The following is an 18,763-nucleotide window of genomic DNA, read 5'->3' on the forward strand; positions in this document are numbered from 1 at the left end:
CCCCCAGCCCCCTGCGCCCCCTGCGCTACGAGCTGCGGCGCGCGGTCGGGATCGGCACCGGCTTCCTCACCTGCGGTGCCGCGCTGGTGATTTCCGCGATCACCGCCGTGATCCTGGCGCGGCTCGGTCACACCCCGCAGGAGCGCCTCTTCGCCGCATGGCCGCGAGAACTGCCGCTGCCGCCCACGGCGCTCGCCGCTGGACTGCTCGGCGCGCTGGCCTTCGGGGACGAGTTCCGCCACCCCGCGCTGGCGGCCGACCGCGGCACCGTGCCCCGCCGGCTGGGGCTGCTCACCGCGAAACTCCTCGTCTCCGGAGCCACCGCCCTGATGCTGGCCTTCCTCACCCTGGGCTGCGACGCCGAAATGCTCTACCTCGTCTACGGGCGGGAGCTGACACAAGTTCCCCCGGACTGGCTCTCGTCGACCGTGAGTTGGTTCGGTCTTGTGACCGGGTGCGCCTGGGCCGGGGTCCTGGCGGCAGGGGTCTTCCGGTCCGCCACGGCGGGGCTCGCCGCCGTGCTCGCCGTACCCGTCCTCGTCGTGCCCGCCGTCCACCTGACGCTGGGAGGTTCCACGGTGCGGATGGCGGCGGGCCTGCCGGCACGGATGCGGGAACTCCTGCTGCTCCAGTGGCCCTTCGGAGGCGAGAGATACCTGCTCGCGACGGTACGGGTGGTCGCCCAACCCGTCGGTGGGGCAATGACGTTGTCGCTGACGGCACTGCTCTGCGCGTACTTGACCACCACACTGCGCGCCAGGGCCCGATGACGGCCTTCCGCACGCTTCCGGTCAGGCTGTGCGCACAACTCCCCGGAGAAAGGCCGTTTCTTTCCGATAAGGCGTCAATTGCGATGCGGTGAGCGATCACCCTTTCGTGTGCTTTTCACCAAAGACCTCAAGGGAGTTGGAAGCGACGCCGACAAAGGATGCGTGAGTACCCTTGCGCACACCATGATGACCGCCGCCCGCTCCTCAGACTCCAGTCTGGTCGGCCCGGGCGAACTCGACCGCTACCCCTACGCCGAGGCTCCCGTGGCCGACCGCGTAGGAGCACCCGTCTGGGACGGAGGGGAAACCGAGCTGGGCCGCGTGGGCCGGCGCGCCACGGGCAGCCGCGGCCGCGGCCTGCACGGCCAACTCGTACAGCAGCTTGGTCAGATGATCGTCTCGGGTGACCTGGGCGCGGACCGCCCGCTGGTGCCGGAGGAGATCGGCCAGCGCTTCGAGGTCTCCCGCACCGTCGTCCGTGAGTCGCTCCGCGTCCTGGAGGCCAAGGGCCTCGTCAGCGCCCGCCCGAACGTCGGTACGCGCGTGCGTCCCGTCAGCGACTGGAACCTGCTGGACCCGGACATCATCGAGTGGCGGGCCTTCGGGCCGCAGCGCGACGACCAGCGCCGCGAGCTCAGTGAGCTGCGCTGGACGATCGAGCCGCTGGCCGCCCGCCTCGCCGCCGGCCACGGGCGGGAGGAGGTGCAGCAGCGCCTGTCCGACGTGGTGGAGATCATGAGCCACGCCATGGCGCAGGGTGACGCGCTGACCTTCTCGCGCGCCGACACCGAGTTCCACGCGCTGCTGATCCAGATCGCGGGCAACCGCATGCTGGAGCACCTCTCGGGGATCGTCTCGGCGGCACTCCAGGTCTCCGGCGGACCGGTCACGGGCTGTGACCGGCCGAACGAGACCTCGCTCGCGCTGCACGCGCGGATCGTCGACGCCCTCGGCGCCGGCGACGGCACGGCGGCGGAGACGGCCATGCGGCAGCTGCTGACCGTCCTCCCCGAGGTGGAGCGTGTGGTGCCCGCCCCGCGCGAGCACTGAGCCTCACCGAGGGCGGTGCGGTCGCCGGTGTGCCGCGTTCTCGTGGTCCTCATGGCGTCGCCGGTTCCGGGAACCGGCCGTCGCCGGACCTCGTCGGATCATTGGGAGTCCGGCGGGGCCCGGCGGCGCGGCGAGCCGCCGGGCGGTGAAGCGGTCACGGCCGACGCGGCGGCGGCGACCTCCTCTGTCTATGTCTGAACGCTTTTGACCGCTTACGGGGTGTGACTCGGGCCACGCAGATTGGGCGTAACGCTCCTGGGAGCAGCGCGATGACCTAAGAGGTGACAGTCGCGGAGGGAATACGGACGCCACACCAGGCGCTGTGCATCTCCCCGGCCCCCGCCCGCTCCGTCGGCCCATCCCCAGGCCGGTGGTCGGCTCTCGTCCGCAGTGGACGGTGCCGGAAGCCGTTTTCCAACGTTCCGAGAGGTTGTTCGTGTCGGCCAGCACATCCCGTACGCTCCCGCCGGAGATCGCCGAGTCCGTCTCTGTCATGGCGCTCATTGAGCGGGGAAAGGCTGAGGGGCAGATCGCCGGCGACGATGTGCGTCGGGCCTTCGAAGCTGACCAGATTCCGGCCACTCAGTGGAAGAACGTACTGCGCAGCCTCAACCAGATCCTTGAGGAAGAGGGTGTGACGCTGATGGTCAGTGCAGCAGAGCCCAAGCGCACCCGAAAGAGCGTCGCAGCGAAGAGCCCGGCGAAGCGCACCGCCACCAAGACGGTCGCGGCGAAGACGGTGACCACCAGGAAGGCCACCGCGACCACGGCGGCCCCCGCCGCACCCGCCGCCCCGTCGGACGACGACCCCGCCGACGAAGCCGCACCCGCCAAGAAGGCAGCCGCGGCCAAGAAGACGACCGCCAAGAAGGCGGTCGCCAAGAAGACCGTCGCCAAGAAGACGGCGGCCAAGAAGACCACCGCCAAGAAGGACGACGCCGAGGTTATCGAGGAAGAGGTCCTCGAGGACGCCAAGCCCGGCGACGAGCCCGAGGGCACCGAGAGCGCTGGTTTCGTGCTCTCCGACGAGGACGAGGACGACGCGCCCGCGCAGCAGGTCGCGGCCGCCGGCGCCACGGCCGACCCGGTCAAGGACTACCTGAAGCAGATCGGCAAGGTCCCGCTGCTCAACGCCGAGCAGGAGGTCGAGCTCGCCAAGCGCATCGAGGCCGGTCTGTTCGCCGAGGACAAGCTGGCGAACGCCGACAAGCTCGCCCCGAAGCTCAAGCGTGAGCTGGAGATCATCGCCGAGGACGGCCGCCGCGCCAAGAACCACCTCCTGGAGGCCAACCTCCGCCTGGTGGTCTCCCTGGCCAAGCGCTACACCGGCCGCGGCATGCTCTTCCTGGACCTCATCCAGGAGGGCAACCTCGGTCTGATCCGCGCGGTCGAGAAGTTCGACTACACCAAGGGCTACAAGTTCTCCACGTACGCCACCTGGTGGATCCGTCAGGCGATCACCCGCGCCATGGCCGACCAGGCCCGCACCATCCGTATCCCGGTGCACATGGTCGAGGTCATCAACAAGCTCGCGCGCGTGCAGCGCCAGATGCTCCAGGACCTGGGCCGCGAGCCCACCCCGGAGGAACTGGCCAAGGAACTCGACATGACTCCCGAGAAGGTCATCGAGGTCCAGAAGTACGGCCGCGAGCCCATCTCCCTGCACACCCCGCTGGGCGAGGACGGTGACAGCGAGTTCGGTGACCTCATCGAGGACTCCGAGGCCGTCGTCCCCGCCGACGCCGTCAGCTTCACGCTTCTACAGGAGCAGCTGCACTCGGTCCTGGACACGCTGTCCGAGCGCGAGGCAGGCGTCGTCTCCATGCGTTTCGGCCTCACCGACGGTCAGCCCAAGACCCTCGACGAGATCGGCAAGGTGTACGGCGTGACGCGTGAGCGCATCCGCCAGATCGAGTCCAAGACCATGTCGAAGCTGCGTCACCCCTCGCGTTCGCAGGTGCTGCGCGACTACCTCGACTAGGTCCCGGTCGCACGACGGCGAAGGCCCGGTTCCCCTCGTGGGGGCCGGGCCTTCGTGCTGCGCGTGACGGTGAGGTGGCTGACTCTGGGTGTCCCAGTACGACCTCGGAGTGAGGAGCTTGCATGCGCCGTACCGTTGCCCGTGCGCTGATCCGGCCGCTTGTGCTGGCGGCCGCCCTGACCGTCATACCTTTGACCGGAGCGGCTCCGGTGGCCGCCGACAGCGTGGTCGTCGGGGGTTTCCCGATCGACGTCTCCCAGGCCCCCTGGACCGTGGCCCTCTCCAGCCGTGACCGGTTCGGGGGTACGCGCGCGGGACAGTTCTGCGGCGGTGTGGCGGTCACCCGGACCACCGTGCTCACCGCGGCCCACTGCCTCACCGACGACGTCCTCGGGGCGCCCCCGAACCGGGTGGGCGACCTCAAGGTCATCGCGGGCCGCACGGACCTGCTGGCGGCCGACGAGGGCCAGGAGATCGACGTCCGGGAAGCCCGCGTCAATCCGCACTACGACCCCGAAGCCAACACCGGCGACTTCGGCGTGCTCACGCTCGCCGAACCGCTGCCGCGCAGCGCCGTCGTGACGATGGCACCGGAGGGCGACCCCGCGTACACGGCAGGGACCAAGGCCCTGGTCACCGGCTGGGGCGACACCTCAGGCGGAGGCGCCTACGCACGCCATCTGCACGCGGCACGCGTGCACGTGCTGGCCGACGACCGCTGCGCCCGCGCCTACCCGGGCGGCCCGGAGGGCGCCTACCGGGCCGGCTCCATGCTCTGCGCCGGAGAGGTGGCGGGCGGACCGGACGCCTGTCAGGGGGACAGCGGAGGCCCGCTGGTCGCCTCGGGGCGGCTGATCGGACTCGTGTCCTGGGGGAGCGGCTGCGGGCGCCCCGGGAATCCCGGTGTCTACACCCGCGTGTCCGACGTCCTGCACACCCTGGAGACGGCCACCGGGCCGGCCACCGAGGCGGCGGACGGCGGGACGGCCACCGCAGGCCCGCAGAAGGCCCCAGGAGGCGCCTGAGAGCGCCTGGGGGCATGAGCACGGGCGGTCGCTCCCGGAAGGGAGCGGCCGCCCGTTCACCGGCCTGTGCCGGGGCTGGCTCGTCGTTGTGCGAGATTCAGCGCTCTTCCTCTGAGGCGGTGCCGGGAGCGGTCGTGAGCCGCTCCGTCTCGTCCTGTATCTCAGCGGCGATCTTCTTGAGCTCCGGCTCGAACTTGCGGCCGTGGTGGGCGCAGAAGAGCAGTTCTCCGCCGCTGAGCAGGACCACGCGCAGGTATGCCTGGGCGCCGCAGCGGTCGCAGCGATCGGCGGCCGTCAGCGGGCTCGCGGGGGTCAGAACAGTAGTCACGTCGCCTCTTCTCTAGCTCGACGAGCTGTCGTACCAGGGTCAACATCCAACCAGCCCGAAAACGTTCCCGCTCGTGGCTTTTCCTCGAAAAAATCTTCCGGGGCGGCTGTCTGCTGCCGGTTGGCGGCGAATGTGCCGTATTGCGTGTTTTAAATGCTTACGGGTTCGCGCGGTCTTCGATGTCGGTCCTCCCGGCTGGGTTGCCGGTTGTTCATGAGGACGTGCCCGGAGCCTAAATGGTTCATGCCTCCAAGGGAACGTGATGTGTGCTTCACTCCATCGAGGGATCGAACGTACATGCGAGTCTGGACTAGGCTGAGATTCCGACGAGGGTGGCGCTACACCGCCTCTACCAGGGCTCGGTACCCTCTGTGCGGCGACCGAAGCCGCCCCCTACCCAAAAGGGGGTCACCTGAAATTCAGCGAGGAGCGAACCGCGTGACCGCCGATACGTCCGTGCCGTCCACAGCGCTGCTGGCAGGAGCAGACCGCGACGGTTCCAACTACACCGCGCGGCACCTGCTCGTCCTCGAGGGCCTCGAGGCGGTGCGCAAGCGACCTGGCATGTACATCGGCTCGACCGACAGCCGTGGCCTCATGCACTGCCTGTGGGAGATCATCGACAACTCCGTGGACGAGGCCCTCGGTGGCTATTGCGACCACATCGACGTGATCCTCCACGACGACGGCTCCGTGGAGGTGCGGGACAACGGCCGCGGCATCCCCGTCGACGTGGAGCCCAAGACCGGCCTGTCCGGCGTCGAGGTCGTCATGACCAAGCTGCACGCCGGCGGCAAGTTCGGTGGCGGCTCCTATGCCGCCTCGGGCGGTCTGCACGGCGTCGGCGCCTCCGTGGTCAACGCGCTCTCGGCCCGCCTCGACGTCGAGGTGGACCGCAGCGGTCATACCCACGCCATCAGCTTCCGGCGCGGTGTGCCGGGCGCGTTCCGCGGGGTCGGCGCGGAAGCGAAGTTCGAGGCCGGGAGCGGCCTGGCCAAGACGAAGAAGATCCCCAAGACCCGTACCGGCACGCGCGTGCGGTACTGGGCCGACCGGCAGATCTTCCTCAAGGACGCCAAGCTCTCCCTGGAGAACCTGCACCAGCGCGCCCGGCAGACCGCCTTCCTGGTGCCGGGCCTGACGATCGTCGTGCGTGACGAGTTCGGTCTCGGCGAGGGCGGCAGCAAGGGCGAGGAGTCCTTCCGCTTCGACGGCGGCATCAGCGAGTTCTGCGAGTACCTGGCGAGCGACAAGCCGGTGTGCGACGTCCTCCGCTTCTCCGGGCACGGCACCTTCAAGGAGACCGTCCCGGTCCTGGACGAGCACGGGCAGATGACCCCCACCGAGGTCACCCGTGAACTGGGCGTGGACGTGGCGCTGCGCTGGGGCACCGGCTACGACACCACCCTGCGCTCGTTCGTCAACATCATCGCCACCCCCAAGGGCGGCACCCACGTGGCCGGCTTCGAGCAGGCCGTCACCAAGACGATGAACGAGATGCTGCGCGCCAAGAAGCTGCTGCGCGTGGCCGAGGACGACGTCGTCAAGGACGACGCCCTGGAGGGACTGACCGCGGTCGTCACCGTGCGGCTGGCCGAGCCGCAGTTCGAGGGGCAGACCAAGGAGGTGCTCGGCACCTCGGCGGCCCGCCGCATCGTCTTCAACGTGATCTCCAAGGAACTCAAGGCGTTCCTGACCAGCACCAAGCGTGACGCGGCCGCCCAGGCCCGGGTCGTGATGGAGAAGGTGGTCGCCGCCGCCCGCACCCGTGTGGCGGCCCGCCAGCACAAGGACGCCCAGCGGCGCAAGACCGCCCTGGAGTCGTCGTCCCTGCCGGCCAAGCTCGCCGACTGCCGCAGTGACGACGTCGACCGCAGCGAGCTGTTCATCGTCGAGGGCGACTCCGCGCTCGGTACGGCGAAGCTGGCCCGTAACTCCGAGTTCCAGGCCCTGCTGCCGATCCGGGGCAAGATCCTCAACGTGCAGCGGTCGTCGGTGACCGACATGCTCAAGAACGCCGAGTGCGGCGCGATCATCCAGGTCATAGGAGCGGGCTCGGGCCGTACCTTCGACATCGACGCGGCCCGCTACGGCAAGATCATCATGATGACCGACGCCGACGTGGACGGCTCCCACATCCGCTGCCTGCTGCTCACGCTGTTCCAGCGCTACATGCGGCCCATGGTCGAGGCGGGCCGGGTCTTCGCCGCGGTGCCGCCGCTGCACCGCATCGAGCTCGTCCAGCCGAGGAAGGGCCAGGACAAGTACGTCTACACGTACTCCGACCGCGACCTGCGCGACAAGCTCATGGAGTTCCAGAGCAAGGGCATCCGGTACAAGGACTCCATCCAGCGCTACAAGGGTCTGGGCGAGATGGACGCCGACCAGCTGGCAGAGACCACGATGGACCCGCGCCACCGCACCCTGCGCCGGATCAACCTCTCCGACCTGGAGGCCGCCGAACAGGTCTTCGACCTGCTCATGGGCAACGACGTGGCGCCCCGCAAGGAGTTCATCTCCAGCTCGGCGGCGACCCTGGACCGCTCGCGCATCGACGCCTAGTCGCCGCGCGGATCTTTCGTCCGGCCGTCCGGCCGGTCCCCTCGTTCGGAGCGGACCGGCCGGACGACGCCGTTCCGGACCCCGCTCCGGTGCGGCTCCACCCGTGGGTGGAGACGGCCGGGGTGCGGGTTCCACCCGTGATCCACCCTCGCTCCGATCCCGTGGCCTGCGCGTTTCCGTACCTTCGAAGGCGTCGGCAGCACTCGCTTCCGACACCACCTTGTCGCTCACGGAGGCTGCGATGTCCGGGCTCGTCAACGCGTCGGTGATCGTGGCGGTCGCGGCCGTGGTCATCGTCCGCCAGTTCCGCGCCCGCGCACTCGACACCGACCGGCGCTGGTGGGTGCTGCCCGTGATCCTCGCGGTGGTGGCGCTGCGCGAGCCCGGCATACTCGACGCCCACCATCGCGCAGGATCCGCAGCGCTGCTCGCCGCGGAGGTGCTCATCGGCCTCGCCACGGGTGCCGGCTGGGCCTGGACCACCCGGCTCTGGACCGCACCGGACGGCGTCCTGTGGACGAAGAGCACCAGGGCCAGTGTCGGCGTGTGGCTCGTCGGCATAGGCGTGCGAGCCGGCCTCTTCGCCCTGGGCGCCGCCTCCGGTGTGCATCAGCACAGCTCGGCCCTCATGCTCAGCCTCGCCGGCACCCTGCTGGTCCGCGTCGGGATCCTGACCTGGCGGGCCCGGTCGGTCGCCACCGCGAGCGCCTCCGCGGGCCGCCCGGCCCCGGCGTACGGTGCCGACATGCGGGCGGCGTGGAAGGAGGGCGTGTGACGGAGAGCGCGTGGACACGCTGGCCGTCGCGGGAAGCGCTCGGCCGCGCCGGGACCCCCCGGCCCCGGCGTCTGCTCGCCTGGGCCATCAGAGTCGTGGTGCTCGCCCTGCTCCTGTGGGCTGCGTTCACCCACAAGCACGTCGGCGTCTGGGGCGCGCTGGCGGCCTCGGCGGCGGTCGTGCTGGCCGCCGTGGTCTCCTGGGCCTTCTTCCGCACCACCTACGAACACCGGCTGATGTCCTCCCTGGTGCTCATGGGCGTCCTGCTGGGCATCGCGGTCGCGGCCCAGGCCACGGGATTCCAGGGGCCGGCTCTGATGATCTGGTGCGGCTGCGGGATCTCCGCCCTGGAACGGCTGCCGCTCGGCGCCGCGCTGCCCGTGACGTCCGTGGCACTGGCCTCGTACTCCGCGTTCAACAACGACGTCTGGCTGACCACGGCTGCCACGGTGGCGGGCATGGCCCTCGCCGGGTACGTGCTGCGGCTGGACGCCGAGGCCCGGGGCAGCGCCCAGCGACTGCTCGCCCAGGAGCGGGCCGCGAGAGCCGCCGAGGCGGAGTCCGCGGCGCTGGCCGAGCGGACCCGGATCGCCCGGGAGATCCACGACGTGCTGGCCCACAGCCTCTCGGCACAGCTGGTGCACCTGGAGGCGGCCAGGCTGCTGATCGAGCGCGGCGCCGACCGGGAGCAGATCCTGGAGCGCGTCGTCGCGGCCCGGGGCATGGCCCGCGACGGCCTCGCCGAGACCCGGCATGCCCTGTCAGCGCTGCGGGGCGACCTGACTCCGCTGGAGGACTTCCTGGGTGAACTCGTCGGCGCCGCCGACGGCGCCGACGTCACCGTCACGGGTGAGCGCAAGCCCCTGTCGGCCGAGGTGTCCCAGGCCGTGCGCCGAGTGGCGCAGGAGGCGCTGACGAACGTCCGCAAGCACGCCCACGGCGCCCGGGTGCACCTGCGGCTCGACTACGGCGAGCACCAAGTGACGCTGGATGTGCGGGATTCGGGCGGTCGGCCGCGCGAACTCACCGCGGCCGGCGGCGGGTACGGTCTGCTCGGGATGCGGGAGCGCGCCGAACTGCTGGGCGGCTCCCTGGACGCCGGGCCGTACGAGGAGGGGTTCGTGGTGACGCTGAAGGTGCCCGTATGACGCGGACGGAAGGGGAGAAGAAGCCCGCGCGGGTGGTGGTCGCCGATGACCAGACCGTGGTCAGGGAAGGCATCGTGATGCTGCTCGGGCTGCTGCCCGGTGTCGAGGTCGTGGGTGCCGCCGGCGACGGCGAGGAGGCCGTACGACTGGTCGGGGAACTCGCGCCGGACGTGGTCCTGATGGACCTGAGGATGCCCCGCTGCGACGGGGTGGAGGCCACGCGGCGGATCCGGGCGCGGTACCCCGGCACCCAGGTCGTGGTGCTCACCACCTTCGCGGACGACGAGTCGCTGTTCCCCGCGCTGCGCGCGGGAGCCCGGGGGTACCTCACCAAGGACGCCGGCGGTGACGAGATCGTGCGGGCCGTGGAGAGCGTCCTGTCGGGCGACGCGGGACTGTCGCCGAGCATCCAGCGCCGGTTGCTGGAACGGCTGTCGCAGCCCGAACCCGAGCCGGCCGCGACGGAGACTCCCGACGGCCTGACCGCCCGGGAGACCGAGGTCCTGGTGCTGATCGCCGAGGGTCTGAGCAACCAGGAGATCGCCCGCAAGCTGCACGTCTCCACCGCCACGGTGAAGACGCACATCAACAACCTCTTCGCCAAGACGGGCCTCAAGGACCGGGCGCAGGCGGTGCGTTACGCCTATGCGAAGGGACTGGTGTGGCCACCCGCGAAATGAGTCACCTTTTGGGGTGAAGAGTCGGAGAAGAAGAGTCATGGATGTTCCCGGTCTGTCCATCCTTGGGCATGCAGTCAAGCAATGGTCGTGCCCATGGAGCCGGTGATGGTTCCGGGAGTCCGGCCGAGCGTCAGGAAGAGCTCGGCGAGGCTTCCCGCGACGTGAGGTACGAGGACCCCTGGTACGACGCGCTGGCCTCCGGCTGGGGCGAGTCGGACGGCGCCGGCACGCCCGCGAAAGCGGCCGTACCGGCCGCGCGCACGGAAAGGGACGGAGCGGGCGTCCACGCCCGTGACGTCTACGTCGAGGTGCAGCGCAGCGAGGCATTCCAGGAAGTGCGGGGCAGGTACCGGGGGTTCGTCGTCCCGGGCGTCACCGCGTTCCTCCTCTGGTACTTCGGGTACGTGGTCACCGCGACCACCGCGCCCGGCTTCATGGCCCGCCCGGTGGTCGGCGCGGTCAACGTGGCGATGGTGGCGGGGCTCGGCCAGTTCCTCACCACGTTCCTGCTCACCTGGGCCTACGCACGGCATGCGCGGCTGCGCCGGGACCGGGCCGCGCTGGAGCTGCGCTGGGACACCCAGGAACTGACGCGCGGAGCACGCGGAGGCGCCTCGTGACCGGCACGCACCAGACCCTCGCGCTGCTGCTGTTCAGCCTGTTCGTGGCCGTCACGCTGGGGATCACGACATGGGTGAGCCGCAGGCGGCACGGCTCGGCCGAGGAGTTCTACGCGGGGGGTCGGCTCTTCTCCCCGATGGAAAATGGTTTTGCCATCGCGGGCGACTACATGTCCGCCGCCTCGTTCCTCGGGGTCACCGGGCTCATCGCCCTGTACGGCTACGACGGCATGCTGTACGTGGTGGGATTCCTCGTGGCCTGGCTGGTCGTGCTGTTCCTGGTGGCGGAACTGGTCCGCAACTGCGGGCGGTTCACCCTGGCCGACGTGATCGCCGCGCGGATGAGCGAGCGGCCGGTGCGGATCGCGGCGGGAACGTCCTCCGTCACCGTGTCCGTTCTGTACCTGGTGGCGCAAATGGTCGGCGCGGGGAGCCTGGTGGCGCTGCTGCTGGGGCGCACCAGCGGTGCCGCGCAGGCGTGGGCCGTCATCGGGGTGGGGGCCCTGATGGTGATCTATGTGTCGTTGGGCGGCATGCGGGCCACCACCTGGATCCAGATCGTGAAGGCGGTGCTGCTGCTGAGCGGGACGGTGGCGCTGACCGTGCTGGTCCTGGTGCGTTTCCACGGCGACTTCGACCGGCTGCTGCTCACGGCCGCGCAGCACAGCGGCCACGGGAACGCGTTCCTGGCGCCGGGGCTGAAGTACGGCGGGAACTGGACCGCCCGCCTCGACTTCATCAGCCTGGGGCTTGCGCTGGTGCTGGGCACGGCGGGCCTGCCGCACATCCTGTCCCGCTTCTACACCGTGCCGACCGCGCGGGCGGCCCGCCGTTCGACGGTCTGGTCCATCGGACTCATCGGCGGCTTCTACCTGATGACGATCGTCCTCGGCTTCGGAGCCGCGGCCGTCGTGGGACCGGATGCCCTCGCCCCGTCGAACGGGAACACGGCGATGCCCCTCCTCGCCCTCGACCTGGGTGGCGGTGCCGGCTCCACCGGGGGCACGGTGCTGTTCGCGGTCGTCGCCGCCGTCGCCTTCGCCACGATCCTCGCGGTCGTCGCCGGGATCACCCTCGCCTCCTCGGCCTCGGTGGCGCACGACCTCTACGCGTCGCTGCGCCGGTCGCACAGCAAGGTCCGCAGTGAGGTGACGGTGGCGCGCTTCGCGGCGGTCGGTATCGGCGTCGTGGCGATCGCGCTGGGGCTGCTGGCCCGGGACCTCAACGTCGCATTCCTCGTGGGCCTCGCCTTCGCCGTGGCCGCGTCGGCGAACCTGCCGGTGCTGCTGTACTCGCTGTTCTGGCGCTCCTTCACGACGCGCGGTGCGGTGTGGGCCGTGTACGGGGGGCTGGTTCCCGCGCTCGTTCTCGTGCTGCTGTCCCCGGTGGTGTCGGGCAGCCCCGGTTCGCTCTTCCCTGGCGTCGACTTCCAGTACTTCCCGCTGCAGAACCCGGGCCTCGTCTCCATCCCGCTCGGCTTCGTCGCGGGCTGGCTGGGCACGGTCACCTCGGACGAGGTCGCGGACGAGGCCAAGTACGCCGAGACCGAGGTGCGGTCGCTGACGGGCGCGGGAGCCGTCTGAGCCGTCGGCCGCTCCCGACCTGAGCCGTCAGGCCGCTCCCGACCTCTCCCGCGGACCGGGGGACGGCCGGCTGTCCGACCGTGTGCGCCCCCGCGGCCGTGTCAGGGCGCCACCCACGCGTAGCGGTGCTCGGGGCGGCCGGTGTCGCCGTACTTCAGGGAGAGGCGGAGGCGGCCCGCCTGCTCCAGGTGCCGGAGGTAACGCTGGGCGGTGGAGCGGCTCAGCCCGGTCCTGGTGGCCACCTCGTGGGCCGACAGCGGGTGTTCCGCGTGGTGCAGCACTCCGCAGATGAGGTCCGAGGTGGGCTCCGTGTGGCCGCTGGGCAGACCCGGCGCGGACGGCGCGGGGGAGGTGCGCAGGGCGCCGAAGATCCGGTCGACCTGTTCCTGTCCGGTCAGACCCCGGCCGCCCACCCGGTCCACGGTGCGGCGCAGCGCCGCGTAGGAGTCCAGGCGGGTGCGCAGGGCGGCGAAGGTGAAGGGTTTGACCAGGTAGTGCAGGGCGCCCAGGCGCATCGCCCGCTGCACGGTCGTCACGTCGCTGGCCGCTGTGATCATGATGACGTCGGTGCCGTGGCCCCTTTCGCGCATGCGGTGGACGAGGTCCAGGCCGGTCTCGTCCGGCAGGTAGTGGTCGAGCAGAACGAGGTCGACGGCGCCGCGTTCGACCGTGGCCAGCGCCTGGGCGGCGCTGTGCGCGCGGGCGGTCACCCGGAAGCCGGGAACCTTGCCCACGTATTTTGCGTTTATCTCTGCGACGCGGAAGTCGTCGTCCACGACCAGGACGTCAATCATCAGGCCTCTCCTTCAAGGCCGGCGAGCGTTAAGCCCGTGTTACGTGCTCCGCAGTTGTAGCGCGAGCAAAATGAGCACAACAGGTGGTTGCGAGCAAAAGAACGGCTTGTGCTCACAAGACTGCTGCTGTGGCCGGGGCCACACCTACCGTCCCGGGCCATGAGCGCAGACACCAGCCCCGCCATCGAGCTACGGGGCGCGAGCAAGACCTTCAGGACCCCGTCGGGGGGTCTGCACACGGCTGTCCGGAATCTCGACCTCACCGTGCGGCGCGGCGAGTTCGTCGCCGTCGTCGGACCGACCGGCTGTGGGAAGTCCACCACGCTGACCCTGGTCAGCGGCCTGGAGGAGCCCACCGAGGGCGAGGTGCTGGTGGCCGGTGAGCCGGTCGACGGCGTCGGCGGCAAGGTCGGGTTCGTCTTCCAGCAGGACGCCACCTTCCCCTGGCGGACGGTCCTGTCCAACGTGATGGCCGGCCCGCGTTTCCGGGGCGTGCCGAAGGCGGAGGCCAAGGAGAAGGCCCGTGAGTGGCTGGCCCGGGTCGGTCTCGCGGCCTTCGAGGACCGCTACCCGCACCAGCTCTCCGGCGGTCAGCGCAAGCGCGTCGCCCTCGCCGCGACCTTCGTCAACGACCCCGAGATCCTGCTGATGGACGAGCCGTTCTCGGCGCTCGACGTGCAGACCCGGGCGCTGATGTCGGACGAGCTGCTGGAGCTGTGGGAGGGCACGGGCGCCTCCGTCGTCTTCGTCACCCACGACCTGGAGGAGTCCATCGCGCTGGCCGACAAGGTCGTCGTGATGACCGCCGGGCCCGCGACGGTCAAGCAGGTCTTCGACATCGACCTGCCCCGGCCGCGCAAGGTCGAGGCGGTGCGTCTGGAACCCCGGTTCATCGAGATCTACCGCGAGATCTGGGAGTCCCTCGGCGAAGAGGTCCGCATCACCCGCGAGAGGGGCGCCGCCAATGTCGCCTGAGGTCATCAGCACGCCGGTCGTCGACACGGTGAAGGCCCCGGACCGCGCGCAGTCGCGGGCCCAGGCCGCCCGCAGGCGCAAGGTGGTGGTCAACGCCGCCCGGGTGCTGCTCCTGGTGGCCGTTCTCGGCCTGTGGGAAGCGCTGTCGCGAGCGGAGATCATCGATCCGTTCAACTTCTCGATGCCCTCGAAGATCTGGGACCAGATCAGCACCTGGGTGATGCACGGGACGGCGCAGGGCTCGCTGGGGGAGCAGATCTGGGCCACGTTGCAGGAGGCCCTGCTCGGCTGGGGCTTCGGTGTCGTCGCCGGTGTGGTCTGCGGTATCGCGCTGGGCCGGATCGCCTTCCTCGCCGATGTCCTCGGCCCCTACATCAAGGTGCTCAACTCCATCCCCAGGATCGTCCTGGCCCCGATCTTCGTGATCTGGTTCGGTCTCGGCCCCGCCTCCAAGGTCGCGTCGGCCGTGGTGCTGGTGTTCTTCCCGGTGTTCTTCAACGCCTTCCAAGGCGCCCGCGAGGTGGACCGCAACCTGGTCTCCAACGCCCGGATCCTCGGTGCGAGCGACCGCCGCGTGACCCTTCAGGTGGTCATCCCGTCGGCGACCTCGTGGATCTTCACCAGCCTCCACGTCAGCTTCGGCTTCGCCCTCATCGGCGCCATCGTCGGCGAGTACATCGGCGCCACCGAGGGCATCGGCCTGCTCGTCGCCCAGTCCCAGGGCACCTTCAACGCGGCAGGCGTCTACGCCGCGATGGTCATCCTCGCGGCCGTCGCCCTGGTCGCCGAGGGCCTGCTGACCTTCGCCGAGCACCGCATCTTCCGGTGGAAGCCGGCCAACTCCGGCAGCTGAGCCCGGCCCGCCCGGCGCCGCTCGCGAGCCGGGTGCCACCGGTCATCCCGTCACCCCCGTCCCCACCCCGCACCGCCATCTCACAAGGACGTGAACCGCCATGCGCAAGACCGCCAGATACGCCTCGCTCGCCGTCTCCGGACTGCTCGCCCTCACCTCGCTGACCGCCTGCGCCAACGACGCGTCGAGCAGCACCTCCGCCGACGCCGGCAGCAAGGGCGGCGGCAACGGGACGAAGGTCAAGATCATGGTCGGTGGCCTGGACAAGGTCATCTACATGCCGGCGATGCTGACCCAGCGGCTCGGGTTCTTCGACGCCGAGGGCCTCGACGTGGAACTCCTCAGCGAGCCCGCCGGCGTCCAGGCCGAGACCGCGCTCGTCTCCGGCCAGGTCCAGGGCGCTGTCGGCTTCTACGACCACACCCTCGACCTGCAGACGAAGGGCAAGTCGGTCGAGTCCGTCGTGCAGTTCTCGCACGCTCCCGGCGAGGTGGAGGTCGTCTCCACCAAGAAGGCGGGCGACATCAGCTCGCCGAAGGACTTCAAGGGCAAGAAGCTCGGCATCACCGGCCTCGGCTCCTCGACCGACTTCCTCACCAAGTACCTCGCCGTCAAGAACGGCGTGCAGGTCAGCGAGTTCAGCCCGGTCGCGGTCGGCGCTGGGCCGACGTTCATCTCGGCGCTGCAGCAGGGCTCGATCGACGCCGGTATGACGACGGACCCGACCGTCGCGACCATCCTGGACAAGAAGGCCGGCAAGATCCTCCTCGACATGCGCACCCCCGAGGGTTCGCAGAAGGCGCTGGGCGGCCCGTACCCGTCGTCGAGCCTGTACATGCAGACGGACTGGGTCAACGGTCACAAGGACACCGTCCAGAAGCTGACCAACGCGTTCGTCAAGACGCTCAAGTGGATGTCCACCCACAGCGCCGACGAGATCGCGGCCAAGATGCCCGCGGACTACTCCCAGGGCAACAAGAAGCTCTACGCCGAGGCGATCAAGGCCACGCTGCCGATGTTCACCAAGGACGGCGTTATGCCCGCGAAGGGTCCGGAGACCGTCGAGAAGGTCCTCAAGGCGTTCAACCCGAACATCAAGAACGCCAAGGTGGACCTGAGCAAGACCTACACGACGGAGTTCGTAGACGCCGCCAAGTAGGCAGCCGCGGAAGGCAGCCAAGGAGGCCCCGCAAGCAGGAACGGTTCCGCTCAGATGCGGGTCGCCCACACGTAACGGTGTTCCGGGCGGCCCGCGTCGCCGTACTTGAGGCTCAGCCGGGCCCGGCCGGTGCGCTCCATGAGCTTGAGATAGCGCTGGGCGGTCTGCCTGCTCAGGCCCGTGCGCTCGGCGATCTCCTGGGCGGACAGCGGCCCCTCCGCGCCCGTCAGGGACCGGCGCACCAGCTCGGCGGTGGTGGGGGAGTGGCCCTTGGGCAGTCCCGGAGCCGACGGCGCGGACAGGACACCGAACATGCGGTCCACCTCGGCCTGTCCGACCTCGCCGCCGCCGTCCAGGGCGCGGCGCAGCTCGGCGTACGCCTCCAGCTTGGCCCGCAGCCCGCTGAAGGCGAACGGCTTGACCAGGTACTGCAGGGCGCCGTGCCGCATGGCCGCCTGGACGGTCGACACGTCCCGGGCGGCCGTCACCATGATCACGTCGGTCTGATGGCCCCGTCGGCGCATCTCCCGCACGACCGCGATCCCGGTGTCGTCGGGCAGGTGGTGGTCCAGCAGGACCAGGTCGAGCCGCGGCAGCGTCTCCAGCAGGCACAGCGCCTCGGCCGCGTTGTGCGCCTGGCCGGACACCCGGAACCCGGGGACCTTCTCGACGTAGGCGGCGTTGACCCGGGCGACCCGCACGTCGTCGTCCACGACCAGGACCTCGATCATCGCGCCTCCTCCTCGGCAGCGGCGTGGACGTCCCCGGAAGCCGCCCCGGGACCGCCGGGGGCGGGGCGCGACTCCGGCTCGGCCGCGACTTCGTTCATGGCTCCGTCCACGGCCTCGTGCACGGCCTCGGCCAGCGCCTCGGGCAGGACGACGGTGAACTCCGCGCCCCCGCCGGCCGCGGCGCCCACCGTGGCGCCGCCGCCCTGCCGCTCGGCGAGCCGGCGCACCAGGGAGAGTCCCAGGCCGCGCTTGCCGTGCGCGGGCGGCTTCTTGGTGGACCACCCCTCCGTGAAGACCAGCTCGCGCCGGTCCTCGGGTATCCCGGGCCCGGTGTCGCGCACGCGCAGCACGACCGTACGGCCCTCGGTGCGCAACTCGACCTCCACGCGCGCGTGCGGAGTGCCGGCGACCGCGTCGAGCGCGTTGTCCACGAGGTTGCCGACGACCGTGACCAGCCCCCGTGGGTCGATCAGCCGATCCGGGAGCCAGGTGTCCTCCGACACCCACAGGGCGACCGCCCGTTCGGCCGCGACCGTCGCCTTGCCGACCAGCAGGGCGGCGAGCAGCGGGTCCTGGATCTTCTCGGTGACCTGTTCGGCGGTGGCCCGGTGGTCCCCGACGACCTCGCCGACGAACTCCACGGCGTCGTCGTACATCTCCAGCTCCAGCAGGCCGAGCAGGGTGTGCATGCGGTTGGCGTGCTCGTGGTCCTGCGCCCGCAGGGCGTCGATCAGGCCCCGCGTGGAGTCGAGTTCGCGGCCCAGCCGCTCCAGCTCGGTGCGGTCGCGCAGGGTGGCCACGGCACCGCCGTCGTCCGTGGGCATGCGGTTGGCGACCAGGACGCGCTGGCCGCGCACGGTCAGCAGGTCGGTACCCGTCACCCGGCCGGCCAGGACGTCCGTCGTGCGGCCCGCGCCCAGTGCCTCGTCGGGGGACCTGCCGATGGCCTCGTCGCCGATCCCCAGCAACCTCCGCGCCTCGTCGTTGAGCAGACGGACCCGGCCGCCGCGGTCGAGCGCGACGACGCCCTCCCGGATGCCGTGCAGCATCGCCTCGCGCTCGGAGAGCAGTGCCGAGATGTCGGAGAAGGCCAGGTCCCGGGTCTGCCGCTGGACCCGGCGGGAGATCAGCCACGCGGCCAGCGCACCCACCGCGAGGGCACCTCCGGCGTAGGCGAACAGCCCCGGGATCGCGTGCAGCAGCCGGGCCCGGACGCTGTCGTAGGCGATGCCGACCGAGACCGCGCCGACGATCCGGTGGTGGGCGTCGTACAGGGGCACCTTGCCGCGCGCGGAGCGGCCCAGGGTGCCCTGGTCGATCTCCATGACCTCCCGGCCGGCCAGGGCCTCGCCGGGGTCGGTGGAGACGGGGCCGCCGATCCGGCCCGGGGTGGGGTGCGACCAGCGGATCTTCCGTCGGTCCAGCACCACGATGTACTCGGCGTCCGTGGCGTGCCGGATCCGCTCCGCCTCCCGCTGCACGGGGCCGTCGCGCGTCGGCGGGGTGGTCAGGACGCCCTCGGCGATCTGCGGGTCCTGCGCGGTGGTCCGGGCGATGGCCAGGGCCCGGCGCATCGCCTCCTGGTCGAGCTGTTCGCTCAGCGGGGCAAGGAAGAGCCCGGTCGCGAGGACCGCGACCCCCGCGGCGATCGCCACCTGCATCAGCAGCACCTGTGAGAACACCCGCCGGGGCAGTCCCAGGCGCAGGCGGCGGGCGGGGGGCGGGGGGG

Annotated in this window: 16 protein-coding genes and 1 pseudogene; 13 read left to right on the plus strand and 4 right to left on the minus strand. The window is 70.6% G+C overall.

From position 1 onward, the window contains the following. The 4 genes and pseudogenes from V7E45_RS27590 to V7E45_RS27605 all read left to right on the plus strand — a co-directional run. A pseudogene (locus V7E45_RS27590) lies at positions 1 to 770 on the plus strand (ABC transporter); the annotation flags it as partial. Between the two features lie 162 nt (positions 771 to 932). Then, positions 933 to 1,820 carry a FadR/GntR family transcriptional regulator gene (locus V7E45_RS27595; protein ID WP_333776912.1) on the plus strand — a complete coding sequence of 296 codons (888 nt, stop codon included), beginning with the start codon at positions 933 to 935 and terminating at the stop codon, positions 1,818 to 1,820. A 436-nt stretch (positions 1,821 to 2,256) separates the two neighbouring features. Beyond that, on the plus strand, positions 2,257 to 3,801 hold the full coding sequence (locus V7E45_RS27600; protein ID WP_333776913.1) for an RNA polymerase sigma factor: 1,545 nt from the start codon (positions 2,257 to 2,259) through the stop codon (positions 3,799 to 3,801). A gap of 122 nt (positions 3,802 to 3,923) precedes the next feature. Further along, positions 3,924 to 4,826, plus strand: coding sequence for a serine protease (locus V7E45_RS27605; protein ID WP_333776914.1), 903 nt, complete (start codon positions 3,924 to 3,926; stop codon positions 4,824 to 4,826). Between the two features lie 97 nt (positions 4,827 to 4,923). Here the strand turns inward: V7E45_RS27605 and V7E45_RS27610 are convergent, their stop codons facing one another. Further along, complete coding sequence (locus tag V7E45_RS27610) at positions 4,924 to 5,154, minus strand: DUF7455 domain-containing protein (protein ID WP_094216432.1); 231 nt, start codon at positions 5,152 to 5,154, stop codon at positions 4,924 to 4,926. A 438-nt stretch (positions 5,155 to 5,592) separates the two neighbouring features. On the opposite strand from V7E45_RS27610, the gene V7E45_RS27615 reads away from it, so the two are divergent. From V7E45_RS27615 to V7E45_RS27640, 6 genes are all read left to right on the plus strand, one after another. Next, complete coding sequence (locus tag V7E45_RS27615) at positions 5,593 to 7,716, plus strand: DNA gyrase/topoisomerase IV subunit B (protein WP_333776915.1); 2,124 nt, start codon at positions 5,593 to 5,595, stop codon at positions 7,714 to 7,716. A gap of 241 nt (positions 7,717 to 7,957) precedes the next feature. Further along, positions 7,958 to 8,491 carry a DUF1453 domain-containing protein gene (locus tag V7E45_RS27620; RefSeq protein ID WP_333776916.1) on the plus strand — a complete coding sequence of 178 codons (534 nt, stop codon included), beginning with the start codon at positions 7,958 to 7,960 and terminating at the stop codon, positions 8,489 to 8,491. Continuing rightward, positions 8,488 to 9,639, plus strand: a complete 1,152-nt coding sequence (locus V7E45_RS27625) for a sensor histidine kinase (RefSeq protein WP_333776917.1) — start codon at positions 8,488 to 8,490, stop codon at positions 9,637 to 9,639. Before V7E45_RS27620 ends, V7E45_RS27625 begins: the two co-directional genes overlap by 4 nt. Then, positions 9,636 to 10,319 carry a response regulator transcription factor gene (locus V7E45_RS27630; RefSeq protein WP_333776918.1) on the plus strand — a complete coding sequence of 228 codons (684 nt, stop codon included), beginning with the start codon at positions 9,636 to 9,638 and terminating at the stop codon, positions 10,317 to 10,319. The genes V7E45_RS27625 and V7E45_RS27630 overlap by 4 nt, the downstream gene beginning before the upstream one ends. Before the next feature lie 68 nt (positions 10,320 to 10,387). Beyond that, entirely contained in the window at positions 10,388 to 10,939 is a 552-nt protein-coding gene (locus tag V7E45_RS27635) for a DUF485 domain-containing protein (protein ID WP_333776919.1), read from the plus strand. Further along, a complete protein-coding gene (locus V7E45_RS27640; RefSeq protein WP_333776920.1) occupies positions 10,936 to 12,522 on the plus strand; it encodes a solute symporter family protein in 1,587 nt (528 codons plus the stop codon). The genes V7E45_RS27635 and V7E45_RS27640 overlap by 4 nt, the downstream gene beginning before the upstream one ends. Positions 12,523 to 12,623: 101 nt before the next feature. Here V7E45_RS27640 and V7E45_RS27645 read toward each other — a convergent pair whose 3' ends face one another. Further along, the gene (locus V7E45_RS27645; protein WP_333776921.1) at positions 12,624 to 13,316 is read right to left on the minus strand and encodes a response regulator; all 693 of its coding nucleotides are present in this window, start codon (positions 13,314 to 13,316) and stop codon (positions 12,624 to 12,626) included. A gap of 159 nt (positions 13,317 to 13,475) precedes the next feature. Here V7E45_RS27645 and V7E45_RS27650 point away from each other — a divergent pair, with 159 nt between their 5' ends. The 3 genes from V7E45_RS27650 to V7E45_RS27660 all read left to right on the plus strand — a co-directional run bounded on the left by V7E45_RS27650 (position 13,476) and on the right by V7E45_RS27660 (position 16,303). After that, the gene (locus tag V7E45_RS27650) at positions 13,476 to 14,291 is read left to right on the plus strand and encodes an ABC transporter ATP-binding protein (RefSeq protein ID WP_319145709.1); all 816 of its coding nucleotides are present in this window, start codon (positions 13,476 to 13,478) and stop codon (positions 14,289 to 14,291) included. Continuing rightward, the gene (locus tag V7E45_RS27655) at positions 14,281 to 15,144 is read left to right on the plus strand and encodes an ABC transporter permease (protein ID WP_333776922.1); all 864 of its coding nucleotides are present in this window, start codon (positions 14,281 to 14,283) and stop codon (positions 15,142 to 15,144) included. Before V7E45_RS27650 ends, V7E45_RS27655 begins: the two co-directional genes overlap by 11 nt. Positions 15,145 to 15,244: 100 nt before the next feature. Further along, positions 15,245 to 16,303, plus strand: coding sequence for an ABC transporter substrate-binding protein (locus V7E45_RS27660; RefSeq protein WP_333776923.1), 1,059 nt, complete (start codon positions 15,245 to 15,247; stop codon positions 16,301 to 16,303). 50 nt (positions 16,304 to 16,353) lie between these two features. Here V7E45_RS27660 and V7E45_RS27665 read toward each other — a convergent pair whose 3' ends face one another. Together V7E45_RS27665 and V7E45_RS27670 are read right to left on the minus strand one after the other, a co-directional pair. Continuing rightward, on the minus strand, positions 16,354 to 17,034 hold the full coding sequence (locus tag V7E45_RS27665) for a response regulator (protein ID WP_333776924.1): 681 nt from the start codon (positions 17,032 to 17,034) through the stop codon (positions 16,354 to 16,356). Then, on the minus strand, positions 17,031 to 18,763 hold a 1,733-nt coding region (locus V7E45_RS27670; RefSeq protein WP_333776925.1), incomplete at its 5' end, for a sensor histidine kinase. The genes V7E45_RS27670 and V7E45_RS27665, both read right to left, overlap by 4 nt.

The sequence above is a fragment of the Streptomyces sp. IBSBF 3136 genome (assembly GCF_036815105.1).
Classification (GTDB): domain Bacteria; phylum Actinomycetota; class Actinomycetes; order Streptomycetales; family Streptomycetaceae; genus Streptomyces.